This is a genomic window from Streptomyces chiangmaiensis (assembly GCF_036281785.1).
GTDB classification, from domain to species: domain Bacteria; phylum Actinomycetota; class Actinomycetes; order Streptomycetales; family Streptomycetaceae; genus Streptomyces; species Streptomyces chiangmaiensis.
In genome coordinates, this window is record NZ_JAYWVC010000194.1 from 1 (window position 1) to 14,717 (window position 14,717).

General features: G+C 69.0%; 15 protein-coding genes and 1 pseudogene. 11 read left to right on the plus strand and 5 right to left on the minus strand.

Features of this window, described 5'->3' with window-relative positions:
- Nucleotides 1–1,162: pseudogene (locus tag VXC91_RS34875) on the minus strand (transketolase); the annotation flags it as partial.
- A 379-nt stretch (nt 1,163–1,541) separates the two neighbouring features.
- Between VXC91_RS34875 and VXC91_RS34880 the strand changes: the two are divergent.
- From VXC91_RS34880 to VXC91_RS34890, 3 genes are all read left to right on the plus strand, one after another.
- On the plus strand, nt 1,542–2,528 hold the full coding sequence (locus tag VXC91_RS34880; RefSeq protein WP_408057551.1) for a heme o synthase: 987 nt from the start codon (nt 1,542–1,544) through the stop codon (nt 2,526–2,528).
- A gap of 141 nt (nt 2,529–2,669) precedes the next feature.
- Nucleotides 2,670–3,026: a hypothetical protein gene (locus VXC91_RS34885; RefSeq protein WP_329511369.1), complete on the plus strand. Its 357-nt coding sequence runs from the start codon at nt 2,670–2,672 to the stop codon at nt 3,024–3,026.
- A gap of 69 nt (nt 3,027–3,095) precedes the next feature.
- On the plus strand, nt 3,096–4,202 hold the full coding sequence (locus VXC91_RS34890; RefSeq protein WP_329511370.1) for an amidohydrolase family protein: 1,107 nt from the start codon (nt 3,096–3,098) through the stop codon (nt 4,200–4,202).
- 22 nt (nt 4,203–4,224) lie between these two features.
- Here VXC91_RS34890 and VXC91_RS34895 read toward each other — a convergent pair whose 3' ends face one another.
- The 4 genes from VXC91_RS34895 to VXC91_RS34910 form a co-directional block, all read right to left on the minus strand.
- Nucleotides 4,225–5,232, minus strand: coding sequence for a COX15/CtaA family protein (locus VXC91_RS34895; RefSeq protein ID WP_329511371.1), 1,008 nt, complete (start codon nt 5,230–5,232; stop codon nt 4,225–4,227).
- 79 nt (nt 5,233–5,311) lie between these two features.
- Nucleotides 5,312–6,082 carry an ABC transporter permease gene (locus tag VXC91_RS34900; RefSeq protein WP_329511372.1) on the minus strand — a complete coding sequence of 257 codons (771 nt, stop codon included), beginning with the start codon at nt 6,080–6,082 and terminating at the stop codon, nt 5,312–5,314.
- A complete protein-coding gene (locus tag VXC91_RS34905) occupies nt 6,079–7,002 on the minus strand; it encodes an ABC transporter ATP-binding protein (protein ID WP_329511373.1) in 924 nt (307 codons plus the stop codon). Before VXC91_RS34905 ends, VXC91_RS34900 begins: the two co-directional genes overlap by 4 nt.
- A 52-nt stretch (nt 7,003–7,054) precedes the next feature.
- A complete protein-coding gene (locus VXC91_RS34910; protein ID WP_329511374.1) occupies nt 7,055–7,846 on the minus strand; it encodes an aminoglycoside N(3)-acetyltransferase in 792 nt (263 codons plus the stop codon).
- Between the two features lie 161 nt (nt 7,847–8,007).
- On the opposite strand from VXC91_RS34910, the gene VXC91_RS34915 reads away from it, so the two are divergent.
- The 8 genes from VXC91_RS34915 (at nt 8,008) to VXC91_RS34950 (ending at nt 14,649) form a co-directional block, all read left to right on the plus strand.
- Nucleotides 8,008–8,766 carry a helix-turn-helix transcriptional regulator gene (locus VXC91_RS34915; RefSeq protein ID WP_329511375.1) on the plus strand — a complete coding sequence of 253 codons (759 nt, stop codon included), beginning with the start codon at nt 8,008–8,010 and terminating at the stop codon, nt 8,764–8,766.
- Nucleotides 8,763–10,184, plus strand: coding sequence for a Fe-S cluster assembly protein SufB (gene sufB, locus VXC91_RS34920; protein WP_329511376.1), 1,422 nt, complete (start codon nt 8,763–8,765; stop codon nt 10,182–10,184). The genes VXC91_RS34915 and sufB overlap by 4 nt, the downstream gene beginning before the upstream one ends.
- An 86-nt stretch (nt 10,185–10,270) precedes the next feature.
- On the plus strand, nt 10,271–11,491 hold the full coding sequence (sufD, locus tag VXC91_RS34925; protein WP_329511377.1) for a Fe-S cluster assembly protein SufD: 1,221 nt from the start codon (nt 10,271–10,273) through the stop codon (nt 11,489–11,491).
- The gene (locus VXC91_RS34930) at nt 11,488–11,808 is read left to right on the plus strand and encodes a non-heme iron oxygenase ferredoxin subunit (RefSeq protein WP_329511378.1); all 321 of its coding nucleotides are present in this window, start codon (nt 11,488–11,490) and stop codon (nt 11,806–11,808) included. Before sufD ends, VXC91_RS34930 begins: the two co-directional genes overlap by 4 nt.
- Nucleotides 11,809–11,815: 7 nt before the next feature.
- A complete protein-coding gene (gene sufC / locus VXC91_RS34935) occupies nt 11,816–12,580 on the plus strand; it encodes a Fe-S cluster assembly ATPase SufC (RefSeq protein ID WP_329511379.1) in 765 nt (254 codons plus the stop codon).
- Nucleotides 12,577–13,833, plus strand: a complete 1,257-nt coding sequence (locus tag VXC91_RS34940; protein ID WP_329511380.1) for a cysteine desulfurase — start codon at nt 12,577–12,579, stop codon at nt 13,831–13,833. The genes sufC and VXC91_RS34940 overlap by 4 nt, the downstream gene beginning before the upstream one ends.
- Nucleotides 13,834–13,849: 16 nt before the next feature.
- A complete protein-coding gene (gene sufU, locus VXC91_RS34945) occupies nt 13,850–14,317 on the plus strand; it encodes a Fe-S cluster assembly sulfur transfer protein SufU (protein WP_329511381.1) in 468 nt (155 codons plus the stop codon).
- Nucleotides 14,314–14,649, plus strand: a complete 336-nt coding sequence (locus tag VXC91_RS34950; protein ID WP_059133070.1) for a metal-sulfur cluster assembly factor — start codon at nt 14,314–14,316, stop codon at nt 14,647–14,649. The genes sufU and VXC91_RS34950 overlap by 4 nt, the downstream gene beginning before the upstream one ends.
- Nucleotides 14,650–14,717 lie beyond the last annotated feature (68 nt).

The window sequence follows — 14,717 nt, forward strand, 5'->3', positions numbered from 1 at the left end:
CGACCGCGCCCAGGGCCTGCAGCACCTTGCCGGAGGCAGCACGCGTGGCGACGCCCTTGCCCGCCTCGAAGACCGGAAGCTTCTCCTCCCAGCCCGTAGGCAGCTCACCCTTGCTCATGCGGTCGAACTCGGCGGCGCGCTCGGCGTTGCCGCCCCGCCACTCCTGGAAGGACTTCTCCCACCCGGCCCTCGCCTCACGGCCCCGCTCCAGGGCCTTGCGGGTGTGGGCCAGAACCTCGTCGGCGACCTCGAAGTTCCTGTCCGGGTCGAAGCCAAGGACACGCTTGGTGGCCGCGACCTCCTCCTCGCCCAGCGCCGAACCATGGGCGGCCTCGGTGTTCTGCGCATGCGGGGCCGGCCAGGCGATGATCGAGCGCATCGCGATAAACGACGGCCGGTCCGTGACCTTCTTCGCCTCCTGGATCGCGTCGTAGACGGCGTGCGGGTCCAGGTCCCCGTCCGGCTTGGGCGCCACGCGCTGCACGTGCCAGCCGTAGGCCTCGTACCGCTTGACCGTGTCCTCGGACACCGCCGTCTCGGTATCACCCTCGATCGAGATGTGGTTGTCGTCCCACAGGAGGACCAAATTCCCCAGCTTCTGGTGACCGGCCAGAGAGGACGCCTCCGCCGAGATGCCCTCCTGAAGGCAGCCGTCACCGGCGATGCAATAGATGAAGTGGTCGAAGGGCGAGGTGCCCTGCGCGGCCTCCGGGTCGAACAGACCACGCTCGTACCGCGCGGCCATCGCCATGCCCACCGCGTTCGCAACACCCTGGCCCAGCGGACCGGTCGTCGTCTCCACGCCCCGCGTATGCCCGTACTCAGGGTGACCGGGAGTCCTCGACCCCCACGTCCGAAACGCCTCCAGATCGTCCAGCTCCAGACCGAAACCGGCCAGGTAGAGCTGCGTGTACAGGGTCAAGGACGTGTGGCCCGCGGACAGGACGAAGCGGTCACGGCCCACCCACGCAGGATCAGCCGGGTCATGCCGCATCACCTTCTGGAAAAGGGTGTACGCGGCCGGGGCCAGGCTCATCGCCGTACCCGGATGGCCGTTACCGACGCTCTGTACGGCATCGGCCGCCAAAACCCGGGCGGTATCCACGGCCCGCTGGTCCAACTCGGTCCACTCGAGGTCTGTTGTGGTCGGCTTGGTGCTCACCCTGGGTCAGGGCTCCTCTCCACATGTCGAATGCCGGTGCGCTGGGCGCCCACCGGCCGCTGCTGAGCCTACCCCCGTAGGTACATGGGTCTTTTCGAGTCATTCCAGACTGCCGGGAGTCGCCGCTATCCGCCTCTCGACCGGGCCGATCCTCGGTCGGCAACTGAATACGAAGCCGGTCGTCCGAACGCTCAACCGAGAACGGTTCTGCTCCCGCATCGCTGTGGGCGCCGCACGCCGGGCCCTTCCCACGACGGCTCCAACACGACCCACCCCCGCGGAGGGCGGGCTGTGGGCAACGTCTAAAGTTGCGTGGGTACGCGCGAGCCTTTACCGGGAGTTCACAGCCGGTGGGTTCGCTGGGATGTCTCTGTCAGGGGTGTACGTGACGGCCGTCGATTCCCGTCCGACGGGTGGGAGCACCCCCCATGCCGTTACGGCTGTGGGGGAGCTCGGGTCGAGCAGCAGCCGGGGTCCGCGGCCGCTCGGGGCCCGTGTCAAGGCGTTCGTGGCGCTGACCAAGCCGCGGATCATCGAGCTGCTGCTGATCACCACCGTCCCGGTGATGTTCCTCGCCCAGCAGGGGGTGCCGAGCCTCCGGCTGGTGCTGCTCACCTGCGTCGGCGGCTACCTATCCGCGGGCGGCGCCAACGCCCTGAACATGTACATCGACCGTGACATCGACGCGCTGATGGAGCGCACCTCGCGGCGTCCACTGGTGATCGGCACGGTCAGCCCCCGCGAGTGCCTCACCTTCGGGATCACGCTGGCGGTGGTCTCGACACTGCTGTTCGGCTTCACCGTCAACTGGCTGTCCGCCTGGCTGTCGCTCGGAGCGCTCCTCTTCTACGTCGTCGTCTACACGATGATCCTCAAACGGCGTACCTCGCAGAACATCGTGTGGGGCGGCATCGCCGGCTGCCTCCCGGTCCTCATCGGCTGGTCGTCCGTCACGAACTCCTTGTCGTGGGCGCCGGTCATCCTGTTCCTCGTCATGTTCTTCTGGACGCCGCCGCACTACTGGCCGCTGTCGATGAAGGTGAAGGACGACTACGCGCGCGTGGGTGTGCCGATGCTGCCGGTCATCGCCTCCAACAAGGTGGTCGCCCGGCAGATCGTGATCTACAGCTGGGTGATGGTGGTGGTCTCGCTGCTGCTCACCCCGCTCGGCTACACCGGTTGGTTCTACACGGTGGTGGCCCTGGCGGCCGGCGGTTGGTGGCTGTGGGAGGCGCACGCGCTGCAGAACCGGGCGAAGGCGGAGACGACGGGCGTCAAGCTCAAGGAGATGCGGCTGTTCCACTGGAGCATCACCTATGTCTCGCTGCTGTTCGTGGCGGTGGCGGTGGACCCCTTCCTCCGCTAGTGCGGCGACCGGAAAGGTTCACCGGCAAACCTTTCCGGCCACAGCACTAGGTCCCGCGTCCGGCCGACGGGAGGTGCCCGTGGTCAAGGCCACGCGCCCCTCACGTCGCCGTTTGATCTACTCGTGGGTAGCATCCTGGCCATGGCAGACATGCAGCAGGTTGACGAGGGCACCGGCGCCAAGCAGGCCGCCAAGGCCGAGCGCAGGGCGGCCCGGCTGGCCAGGGAGATCAACGCCTTCGCCAAGGCACACGGCGGTGCCGAGGGGCAGGTGGCCTACATCGGGCAGCGCGGCGCCCGGATCGTGCTCGTCGGCGAGGACGGCGGCTGGGGCGATCTTGTCGCACCGACGTACGACATCGCCGAGAAGGCGGTGCAGCAGGCGGGCATCACCGTCCACGAGGCGTTCGACGGCGAGTTCGCAGGAAAGGTGAAGACCGGCCCGTACGAGTGGACGCGCATGGCGGGGATCCAGGTCGGCGGCAAGCGCACCGTCTGAGAGCAACACCTCACGCCCGCTTCACCCGTTAGGACCTGTGCAGGCACGGTCCAGTCGCGGGGAGTCCGGATGATCGAAACGCCGTCCCTGGTGGATCAGTACTGCCACGGCGTGCTCCGCACCGAGCTGGGTCTCGGCACTTTCGAGGCCCACTTGGCGCGAACAGAGGGCCCACCGGCGGCGGGCACCACCACCTTCGACACCCAGACGGGTTTCGCCGTACGCCGCTGGTGTCCGCCGCTGCTCGGCCTGGAACCGCACTGCCCGCCCGCCCGCTATCTTGCCCGGCGTCGCGAACTCGGCGTCCTGGAGGCGGGGCGCCGGCTGCTTCGGGGCAGCGGTATCACCACCTACCTTGTCGACACCGGGCTGCCCGGCGACCTCACCGGGCCCACCGAGATGGCCTCCGCGGGAGCCGCCGAGGCACACGAGATCGTCCGCCTGGAACTGCTCGCCGAGCAGGTGGCCGACACCTCGGGAACGGTGGAGTCGTTACTCGCCAACCTCGCCGAGTCCATCCACGGGGCCGCGGCGCACGCTGTGGCGTTCACCTCGGTGGCGGGCGTACGCCATGGTCTCGCGCTCGCGCCCGAGCCGCCCGGGCCGGGCGAGGTGCGCGGCGCCGCCGGTCGCTGGCTCGCGGGCCGCCGGGTGGGCGGCACCCTGTCGGATCCGGTCCTGCTGCGCCATCTGCTGTGGAGTGCGGTGGCCTCCGGCCGCCCCCTCCAACTCCACGCGGGCCTCGGCGAACCGGGCCTGCGCATCGACCGCACCGACCCGGTCCTGCTCACCGACTTCGTGCGTGCGACGGCCGGGCTCGGCACGGACCTCGTGCTGCTGCACGGCTATCCGTACCACCGGCACGCGGCGCATCTGGCCGGAGTGTTTCCTCATGTGTACGCGGACCTGGGCGCGGCCCTCGTGCGCACGGGGGCCCGTGCCGCCGACGTGCTCGCCGAGATCCTGGAGCTGGCACCCTTCGGCAAGCTCCTCTTCTCCAGCGGCGCCCATGGCCTGCCCGAACTCCATGTGGTCGGCGCCCGACTGTTCCGTGAGGCGCTCTCCCGGCTGCTGGGAGGCTGGGTTGCCGACGGTGCCTGGTCCCTGGAGGACGCACAGCGGGTGGGCGGGATGATCGCCGCGGGAAACGCCTGGCGGGTGTACGGGCTGAAGTGAGCGTGCGGTCCCGGCGCCGGCGTCAGGCGGTGCTGAGGGCCGACTCCGCCGAGGGACCCGGGAGACCCGCCCTCACCTCCGGGCGTTCACGCAACGACAGCAGCACTCGGAGCACCCCGATCCACACCAGGCAGGAGCCGAACATGTGGAGCCCGACCAGGAGTTCGGGCAGGTGCGTGAAGTATTGGACATAGCCGATGGCGCCCTGGCCCAGGAGGATCAGGAACAGATCCCGGGTGCGATGCCGCGGGACGATGGGCGCATCGACCGCCTTGAGCACGAACCACAGGGCGAACGTCAGCGTCACCACGATCCAGGCGAGCACGGCGTGCAGCTTGGCGACGGTCTCCCAGTCGATCCCGATGCGCTCGACGTCGCTGGAGTCGCCCGCGTGCGGGCCCGCGCCGGTGACCACGGTGCCCACCGCGATCAGCAGGACGGAGGCGACGACCAGGAACCACACCAGTTGCTGCACGGCCCGGCCGACGAGGGGACGCGGCGCAGTGTCGCCCTCGCGGGTGCGCTGCCACATGAGTGTGGCCACCGTGATGAGCGCGGTGGAGAGCAGGAAGTGGGCGGCGACGGTGTACGGGTTGAGGCCGACGAGGACGACGATGCCGCCGAGGACCGCGTTGCTCATCACGATCCAGAACTGCGCCCAGCCGAGCCGGGTGAGGCTGCGACGCCGCGGCTTCTCCGAGCGCGCGGCGATGATCGCCCAGCCGACCGCCGCGCACAGCACGTAGGTCAGCATGCGGTTGCCGAACTCGATCACGCCGTGCATGCCCATGGCGCGGGTCGTGGTCAGCGAGTCGTCCGTGCACTGCGGCCAGGTCGGGCAGCCGAGTCCGGAGCCGGTCAGGCGTACGGCACCGCCGGTGACGACGATGACCACCGACATGACGAGCGCGGCGAGCGCCGCCCGCTGCACCGTCCGGGGATTCGGGGTCCAGCGTGCGGCGATGAAGGCGAGCGGGTTGCGCACGGCCGCTACGGCATCGGCGCGGGTCACGTTTGGCACGCCCCTCATCGTAGGGGGCCGCTTGTGCACGGTTTCACGAGGGGTCGCCCCCCGAAGGTCCCCCGAGGAGCCGGGCCACGCGAAGGGATCACTCCCAGCGAAAGAACGCCCCGGCCGCGGCCAGCCCCACGACCGCCCACCCGGCCAGGATGCCGAGGTCTGCGACGGGTACGCCCGCCCCGTGCTGGAGTACGTCCCGCAGGCCGTCCGACAGGGCGGAGATGGGCAGCAGGGCGAGGACGTCCTGGGCGCCGGCGGGGAACTTGTCCAGCGGCACGATCACACCGCCGCCCACCAGCAGCAGCAGGAAGACCAGGTTGGCGGCGGCCAGGGTCGCCTCGGCCTTCAAGGTGCCCGCCATGAGCAGGCCGAGCCCGGAGAAGGCCGCCGTGCCCAGGACCAGCAGAAGCAGCACGGAGAGCGGGTCGCCGTGCGGGGACCAGCCGAGTGCATAGGCGATCACCGTCAGCAGGATCACCTGGAGGACCTCGGTGACCAGGACGGAGGCCGTCTTGGCGGTCATCAGCCCCCAGCGGGGCAGCGGCGAGGAGGCGAGTCGCTTCAGCACGCCGTAACGGCGCTCGAATCCGGTCGCGATGGCCTGGCCCGTGAACGCGGTCGACATCACGGCGAGCGCCAGGATGCCCGGCGTGAGGAAGTCGACGGCCTTGCCGGCACCGGTGTCCACGATGTCGACGGAGCCGAAGAGGAGCAGCAGCAGCGTCGGGATGACGACCGTCAGCAGGAGCTGCTCGCCGTTGCGGAGCAGCATCCTCGTCTCGAGCGCGGCCTGCGCCGCGATCATGCGGGAAAGGGGGGCGGCGCCGGGCTTCGGCGCGTAGGTGCCGATGGTGGTCACGAACGCAGCTCCTTGCCGGTCAGCTCGAGAAAGACGTCCTCGAGGGTGTGCCGTTCGACGGAGATCCGATCCGGCATCACTCCGTGCTGGGCGCACCAGGAGGTGACCGTCGCGAGCAGTTGCGGGTTGACCTTGCCGACCACGCGGTAGACGCCCGGCGTCAGTTCACCCGCCGTGGAGTCCGCCGGAAGCGCCTTGAGCAGGGACCCCACGTCCAGACCCGGGCGGCCCGTGAAGCGCAGCGTGTTCTCGGCGCCGCCACGGCACAACTCATCCGGGGAGCCCTGCGCGACGACCCGGCCCGCGTCGATGATCGCCACATCATCGGCGAGCTGTTCGGCCTCGTCCATGTGGTGCGTCGTCAGGATCACGGACACGCCGTCGGCGCGCAGATCGCGGACGAGGTCCCAGGTGGCACGGCGGGCCTGCGGGTCGAGGCCGGCGGTCGGCTCGTCCAGGAAGACCAGCTCGGGGCGGCCCACGACGGCCATGGCGAGCGCCAGCCGCTGCTGCTGCCCGCCCGACAGACGCCGGTAGGCGGTACGTCCGCAGCCGGCGAGCCCCAGCCGTTCGATGAGCTCGTCCACGTCCAGCGGGTGTGAGTGCAGCTTGGCGACATGACGGAGCATTTCGTCGGCGCGGGCGGCCGAGTAGACGCCGCCCGACTGGAGCATCACACCTATACGGGGGCGTAGCGCGGAGGCTTCACCGACCGGGTCCAGGCCCAGGACACGCACCGTGCCGGTGTCCGGCTTCCGGTACCCCTCGCAGGTCTCGATCGTGGTGGTCTTGCCCGCCCCGTTCGGGCCGAGAACGGCGGTGACGCCCGCCCCGGCCACGAGGTCGAGGCCGTCCACCGCCGTCTTCGCGCCGTACCGCTTCACCAGGGACCGCACCTGGACGACCGGCTCACTTCGCATGGGTCCAGAGTCTAGGTAGCCGCACCGGGCGTCCGACGAGGGGGTCGGAAAACTACTCCGCGCCCGGCCGGTGCAACGCCAGCCACCGCTCCGCGTACGCCACCGCGTCCGCCACGGGGAACAGCCGTACGCCGGCCGCGCCCACTCCTCCCCGTATCACCGGCCGGTCCCGCTCGAAGTCGTGGCCCAGTTCGTCGAACCGGTCCGAGGTGATCGAGACCTCCGTCACCACCTCCCAGCCGTTCGGCCCCGGCCGGCCCACACGGACCGGGCGAGAGGGGATCCGGTACTCGGCCAGATGGAAGCTGGTGCACGTCTCATAGCCCGTGCCGAGCAGCAGCACCCGGGCACCGAGCGCCTCCAGCCGGGCCAGCGGGCTGCGCTCGCCGAGCCGGCAGCCGGGGTCGTGCCGGTCGACGATCTCCGCCGCGCGTGGACCGAGCGCCGCGAAGGACGTCTGCGGGTGCGCGCTGCGCAGAGCGCCGGGCCAGGTGCGGACGGTCTCCGGTATCACGCCGACCCCGAGCGTGGGGGTGACCAGCGGATCGTAGGCGGGCATGGCGGCCCGGATCGTCTCCCACCACTCCTCGGGCACGGGCGGATTGCTCCACACCGCGGGATCCGAGAGGCCGCCGGTCTGAGCGGGGACCACCAGGGTGCCGTCGGGACCGAGCGCGTCACGGAGCCCCTGGACGACCGTGACGGCCCCTCCGCACACCCAGCCGAGCGCGCTGAGAGAGGAGTGCACAAGGAGCGTCTCGCCGGGCTCCACGCCGAGGCTGCGCAGTTGTGCGGCGATGGTGTCCCGAGTGACAAGAGGGCCGGTGGGAGGGGGTACGGGCATGGTCCGGCAGTTTTCCCGACCGACTGGGTGTGCGCCACCGATTTGATCGATCAAAGATCGTTTCCGCAGGTCGGCTTAGGTGAACCTAAGTGATGCACCGCACCGCGGGGGCGCCCGGACGACGCTTGTCAGTCTCCGAGGAATTACGCAACAATGGCGTTGTGAAAAACGTCGGCGAGGCTCGGGCGACCCCCACGGGGGCCCCTCAGGAGGAGCTCACGACCGGGGAGCGCTCCACGCGCAACCGGGTCGCGCGATCCATCCTGGACCATGGCCCGTCGACCGTCGCGGAGCTCGCCGGCAGGCTGGGGCTCACCCAGGCGGCCGTACGACGGCATCTGGACGTACTGGCCGCCGACGACGTCGTGGCAGCCCGTGAGCAGCGTGTGTACGGGGCACGTACGCGCGGTCGCCCCGCGAAGGTCTTCGCGCTCACCGACTGCGGCCGCGACGCCTTCGACCAGTCCTACGACAAACTGGCCGCGGACGCCCTGCGCTGGATCCAGCAGCGGTACGGCGGGGACGAGGCCGTCGTGGCCTTCGCCCGCGCCCGGCTCGCCGAGCAGGCCGCTGCCTACCGCGCGGCGATCGAGGCCGCCGGTCCCGAGCAGCGCACCGAAGCCCTGGCCAGGGCCTTGAGTGCGGACGGGTACGCTGCCACGGCGCGCAGCGCACCGGTCGGCGAACAGCTCTGCCAGCACCACTGCCCGGTCGCCCATGTCGCGGAGCAGTTCCCGCAGCTGTGCGAGGTCGAGACGGAGGTCTTCTCCCAGCTGCTCGGCACCCACGTCCAGCGACTGGCGACGATCGCGCACGGCGACGGCGTCTGTACGACGTTCATCCCCAAGGCGTCCCAAGCTAAGAATTCCGAGACCACCCACAACGCATCTGCCAGCACGGCCGGGAGGAACCCCGCATGACTCTCCCCACGGAGACTGCCCACCCCGAACTCGAGGGTCTGGGCAAGTACGAATACGGCTGGGCCGACTCCGACGAGGCCGGTGCCGCGGCGAAGCGAGGTCTGAACGAAGAGGTCGTCCGTGACATCTCCGGCAAGAAGTCCGAGCCGGAGTGGATGACCAAGCTGCGCCTCAAGGGCCTGCGGCTCTTCGAGAAGAAGCCCATGCCGAACTGGGGCTCGGACCTGTCGGGCATCGACTTCGACAACATCAAGTACTTCGTGCGCTCCACGGAGAAGCAGGCGGAGTCCTGGGAGGACCTGCCCGAGGACATCAAGAACACGTACGACAAGCTCGGCATCCCCGAGGCGGAGAAGCAGCGCCTCGTGGCCGGTGTCGCGGCCCAGTACGAGTCGGAGGTCGTCTACCACCAGATCCGTGAGGACCTGGAGGAGCAGGGCGTCATCTTCCTCGACACCGACACCGCGCTGAAGGAGCACCCGGAGCTCTTCAAGGAGTACTTCGGCACCGTCATCCCGGCAGGTGACAACAAGTTCGCCGCGCTGAACACCGCCGTGTGGTCGGGCGGGTCCTTCATCTACGTGCCGCCGGGCGTGCACGTGGAGATCCCGCTCCAGGCCTACTTCCGCATCAACACGGAGAACATGGGCCAGTTCGAGCGGACCCTGATCATCGTCGACGAGGGTGCCTACGTGCACTACGTCGAGGGGTGCACGGCCCCGATCTACAAGTCGGACTCGCTGCATTCCGCGGTCGTCGAGATCATCGTCAAGAAGAACGCCCGCTGCCGCTACACGACCATCCAGAACTGGTCGAACAACGTCTACAACCTGGTCACCAAGCGCGCCGTGGCCTACGAGGGCGCGACCATGGAGTGGATCGACGGCAACATCGGCTCCAAGGTGACGATGAAGTACCCGGCCGTCTACCTGATGGGCGAGCACGCCAAGGGCGAGACCCTGTCCATCGCCTTCGCGGGCGAGGGCCAGCACCAGGACGCCGGATCCAAGATGGTCCACATGGCGCCGAACACCTCGTCCAACATCGTCTCCAAGTCGGTGGCCCGCGGCGGTGGCCGTACCTCGTACCGCGGCCTGGTCGAGATCGGAGAGGGCGCCGCGGGCTCCAAGTCCAACGTGCTCTGCGACGCGCTGCTCGTGGACACCATCTCCCGCTCGGACACCTACCCCTACGTGGACGTCCGCGAGGACGACGTGTCCATGGGCCATGAGGCGACCGTCTCCAAGGTCTCCGAGGACCAGCTCTTCTACCTGATGAGCCGCGGGCTCTCCGAGTTCGAGGCGATGGCGATGATCGTGCGCGGCTTCGTCGAGCCGATCGCCAAGGAGCTGCCGATGGAGTACGCACTGGAGCTCAACCGGCTGATCGAGCTGCAGATGGAAGGCGCGGTCGGCTGACCCGCCCCCTTCGAGCAGCGCCGGCCCGCCCGTACGGGGCGGGCCGAGGATCACAACCGACGTAGGAAGAGAGCACAACGACAGCCATGGCTGAGGCCCAGAACTCCCCCACTCTCGGCTCCGCTCGAGCGGGGGGTCCCCCGCCGGTGGGCTCGACGACCGCCGGCACGATCGCGGTGGCCGCCGAGTCGACCGTCGCCACGCGCATGAGCGCGCCGCCGTCCTTCGACGTGGCCGAATTCCCGGTCCCGCACGGCCGTGAGGAGGAGTGGCGGTTCACGCCGCTGGAGCGGTTGCGCGGGCTGCACGACGGCACCGCCGTCGCGAACGGCGGCGGCGTGAAGGTCACCGTCGAGGCACCCGAGGGCGTGACGGTCGAGTCCGTCGGCCGCGACGACGCGCGGCTCGGCAAGGCGGGTACCCCGGTGGACCGCGTCGCCGCCCAGGCGTACTCGGCGTTCGAGCAGGCCGGAGTGGTGACCGTCGCCAAGGAGACGGTGCTCACCGAGCCGATCCGGATCGCCGTGCATGGTGAGGGCGGGGTCGCCTTCGGCCACCAGGTGATCGAGCTCGGTGCCTTCGCCGAGGCCGTCGTCGTCATCGACCACACCGGTGACGCGGTGCTCGCCGCCAACGTCGACTACGTCCTGGGCGACGGCGCCAAGCTGACCGTCGTCTCCGTCCAGGACTGGGACGACAGGTCGGTGCACGTCGCCCAGCACAACGCGCTGGTCGGCCGCGACGCCTCCTTCAAGTCCGTCGTCGTGACCTTCGGCGGCGACGTCGTACGCCTGCACCCGCGCGTGACGTACGCCGGCACCGGCGGCGAGGCCGAGCTGTTCGGGCTCTACTTCACCGACACGGGCCAGCACCAGGAGCACCGGCTCTTCGTCGACCACAACACCCCGCACTGCAAGTCGAACGTCGTCTACAAGGGCGCGCTCCAGGGTGACGACGCGCACGCCGTGTGGATCGGTGACGTGCTCATCGAGGCCAAGGCCGAGGGCACGGACACCTACGAGATGAACCGCAACCTGGTCCTCACGGACGGCGCCCGCGTCGACTCGGTCCCCAACCTGGAGATCGAGACCGGCGAGATCGTCGGTGCCGGCCATGCCTCCGCCACCGGCCGCTTCGACGACGAGCAGCTCTTCTACCTGATGGCCCGCGGTATCCCCGAGCACGAGGCCCGCCGCCTCGTCGTCCGCGGCTTCTTCGCCGAGCTGGTCCAGCAGATCGGCGTCGGCGACATCGAGGAGCGTCTGATCGCCAAGATCGAAGAGGAGCTGGAGGCGTCGGTCGCATGACCCTGTTCGTACGCGTCTGTGGGCTGAGCGAGCTGGAGGAGGACACCCCGAAGAGGGTGGAACTCGACGGCACGCCGATCTCGGTCGTCAGGACCGAGGGCGAGGTTTTCGCGATCAACGACATCTGCTCCCACGCCAACGTGTCGCTCGCCGAGGGCGAGGTCGACGACTGCCATATCGAGTGCTGGCTGCACGGCTCGCGCTTCGATCTTCGTTCCGGAAAGCCCGACGCCCTTCCCGCGACGCGCCCCGTCCCCGTATACCCCGTAAAGATCGAAGGGGACGACGTGCTCGTCTCCCTCACCCAGGAGTCCTGAGGCACCCATGGCAACGCTTGAAATCCGAGACCTGCACGTCACCGTCGAGGCCGACAACGCCACGAAGGAGATCCTCAAGGGCGTCGACCTCACCGTGAAGCAGGGCGAGACGCACGCCATCATGGGCCCCAACGGCTCGGGCAAGTCGACCCTCGCCTACTCGCTCGCAGGCCACCCGAAGTACACGATCACCGGCGGCACCGTGCTGCTCGACGGCGAGGACGTCCTGGAGATGTCCGTCGACGAGCGCGCCCGCGCGGGCCTGTTCCTGGCGATGCAGTACCCGGTCGAGGTCCCCGGCGTCTCCGTCTCCAACTTCCTGCGCACCTCCGCCACCGCGATCCGCGGCGAGGCCCCCAAGCTGCGCACCTGGGTGAAGGAGGTCAAGGAGACCATGGAGCATCTCCACATGGACCCCTCCTTCGCCGAGCGCAATGTGAACGAGGGCTTCTCCGGCGGTGAGAAGAAGCGCCACGAGATCCTCCAGCTGGAGCTGCTCAAGCCCAGGATCGCGATCCTCGACGAGACGGACTCCGGCCTCGACGTCGACGCGCTGCGCATCGTCTCCGAGGGCGTCAACCGCGTCCGTGAGACCGGCGAGGTCGGCACCCTGCTGATCACGCACTACACGCGCATCCTGCGCTACATCAAGCCCGACCACGTCCACGTGTTCGCCGGCGGCCGCATCGTCGAGTCCGGCGGTCCCGAGCTCGCGGACAAGCTGGAGGAAGAGGGCTACGAGGCATACGTGAAGGGTGGCGTATCCGCGTGACACAGCTGCCAGGCCTCCTCGACACCGAGGCGATCCGCAAGGACTTCCCCGTCCTGGACCGGCTGGTCCACGACGGCAAGAAGCTCGTGTACCTGGACAACGCCGCGACCTCGCAGAAGCCGCGCCAGGTGCTCGACGTCCTCGCCGAGTACTACGAGCGCTACAACGCCAACGTCCACCGCGGTGTGCATGTGCTCGCCGAGGAGGCCACGGCGCTGTACGAGGGCGCGCGTGACAAGGTCGCCGCGTTCATCAACGCACCGAGCCGCGACGAGGTGATCTTCACCAAGAACGCCTCCGAATCGCTCAACCTCGTGGCGAACATGCTCGGCTGGGCCGACGAGCCCTACCGGGTGGACCACGAGACCGAGATCGTCATCACGGAGATGGAACACCACTCCAACATCGTGCCGTGGCAGCTGCTGGCGCAGCGCACGGGTGCGAAGCTGAAGTGGTTCGGCCTCACCGACGACGGCCGCCTCGACTTGTCCAACATCAACGAGATCATCACGGAGAAGACGAAGATCGTCTCCTTCGTGCTGGTGTCCAACATCCTGGGCACGGTCAACCCGGTCGACGCGATAGTCCGGCGCGCCCAGGAGGTCGGCGCCCTGGTCTGCATCGACGCCTCCCAGGCCGCGCCGCACATGCCGCTGGACGTCCAGGCCCTGCAGGCCGACTTCGTGGCCTTCACGGGCCACAAGATGTGCGGTCCGACGGGTATCGGCGTGCTGTGGGGCCGCCAGGAGCTCCTGGAGGACCTGCCTCCGTTCCTGGGCGGCGGCGAGATGATCGAGACCGTGTCCATGCACTCGTCGACGTACGCTCCGGCCCCGCACAAGTTCGAGGCGGGTACGCCGCCGATCGCGCAGGCGGTCGGTCTCGGCGCGGCGATCGACTATCTGAACTCGATCGGGATGGACAAGATCCTCGCCCATGAGCACGCGCTCACGGAGTACGCGGTGCAGCGGTTGAGCGAGGTCCCCGACCTTAAGATCATCGGCCCGACGACGGCCGAGGACCGGGGCGCGGCGATCTCCTTCACGCTCGGTGACATCCACCCGCACGACGTGGGCCAGGTCCTCGACGAGCAGGGCATCGCGGTCCGGGTCGGCCACCACTGCGCCCGCCCCGTCTGCCTGCGGTACGGAATTCCTGCGACCACGCGAGCGTCGTTCTATCTGTACTCCACGCCGGCCGAGATCGACGCACTGGTCGAGGGGCTGGAGCACGTACGGAACTTCTTCGGCTGAAGGGCGTGCTGAAACCGTGAAGCTGGATTCGATGTACCAGGAAGTCATCCTGGACCACTACAAGAACCCGCACGGGCGTGGTCTGAGGGATGGCGACGCCGAGGTGCACCACGTCAATCCGACCTGCGGCGACGAGATCACGCTGCGTGTGAAGTACGACGGCACGACGATCAAGGACGTCTCGTACGAGGGCCAGGGCTGCTCCATCAGCCAGGCCTCGGCCTCCGTACTGAACGAACTGCTCGTCGGCAAGGAACTGGCCGACGCGCAGAAGATCCAGGAGGCCTTCCTGGAGCTGATGCAGTCCAAGGGCCGGATCGAACCCGACGACGCGATGGAGGAGGTGCTGGAGGACGCGGTCGCGTTCGCCGGCGTCTCCAAGTACCCGGCGCGGGTGAAGTGCGCCCTCCTGAGCTGGATGGCGTGGAAGGACGCGACGGCCCAGGCGCTGGGCGGAGCCGACGCCGAAAGGAAGACGGCATGAGCGACACCGTGGAGATGAAGCCGGTCTCGGAGGAGGAGCTCCGCGAGGCCCTGATGGACGTCGTCGACCCCGAGCTGGGCATCGACGTCGTCAACCTCGGCCTGATCTACGGCATCCACATCGACGACTCGGCGAACATCGCCACCGTGGACATGACCCTGACCTCGGCGGCCTGTCCGCTGACGGACGTCATCGAGGACCAGGCCAAGTCCGCCACGGACGGTCTCGTCAGCGAGCTGCGGATCAACTGGGTCTGGATGCCGCCGTGGGGCCCCGACAAAATCACGGACGACGGCCGCGAGCAGCTTCGGGCGCTCGGGTTCAACGTCTGAGATCCACAGTCCACCGGCCTTTTCGGCGGAGGAGTGAACGGCGACGCCCGTCGGGCGTCGCCGTTCCG

Coding starts and splice junctions, on each gene's coding strand:
- VXC91_RS34905 (WP_329511373.1), bottom strand. CDS start 7,002: ATGCGAAGTGAGCCGGTCGTCCAGGTGCGGTCCCTGGTGAAGCGGTAC.
- VXC91_RS34895 (WP_329511371.1), bottom strand. CDS start 5,232: ATGAGGGGCGTGCCAAACGTGACCCGCGCCGATGCCGTAGCGGCCGTG.
- VXC91_RS34885 (WP_329511369.1), top strand. CDS start 2,670: ATGGCAGACATGCAGCAGGTTGACGAGGGCACCGGCGCCAAGCAGGCC.
- VXC91_RS34930 (WP_329511378.1), top strand. CDS start 11,488: ATGACCCTGTTCGTACGCGTCTGTGGGCTGAGCGAGCTGGAGGAGGAC.
- sufC (WP_329511379.1), top strand. CDS start 11,816: ATGGCAACGCTTGAAATCCGAGACCTGCACGTCACCGTCGAGGCCGAC.
- sufD (WP_329511377.1), top strand. CDS start 10,271: ATGGCTGAGGCCCAGAACTCCCCCACTCTCGGCTCCGCTCGAGCGGGG.
- VXC91_RS34890 (WP_329511370.1), top strand. CDS start 3,096: ATGATCGAAACGCCGTCCCTGGTGGATCAGTACTGCCACGGCGTGCTC.
- sufB (WP_329511376.1), top strand. CDS start 8,763: ATGACTCTCCCCACGGAGACTGCCCACCCCGAACTCGAGGGTCTGGGC.
- VXC91_RS34910 (WP_329511374.1), bottom strand. CDS start 7,846: ATGCCCGTACCCCCTCCCACCGGCCCTCTTGTCACTCGGGACACCATC.
- VXC91_RS34950 (WP_059133070.1), top strand. CDS start 14,314: ATGAGCGACACCGTGGAGATGAAGCCGGTCTCGGAGGAGGAGCTCCGC.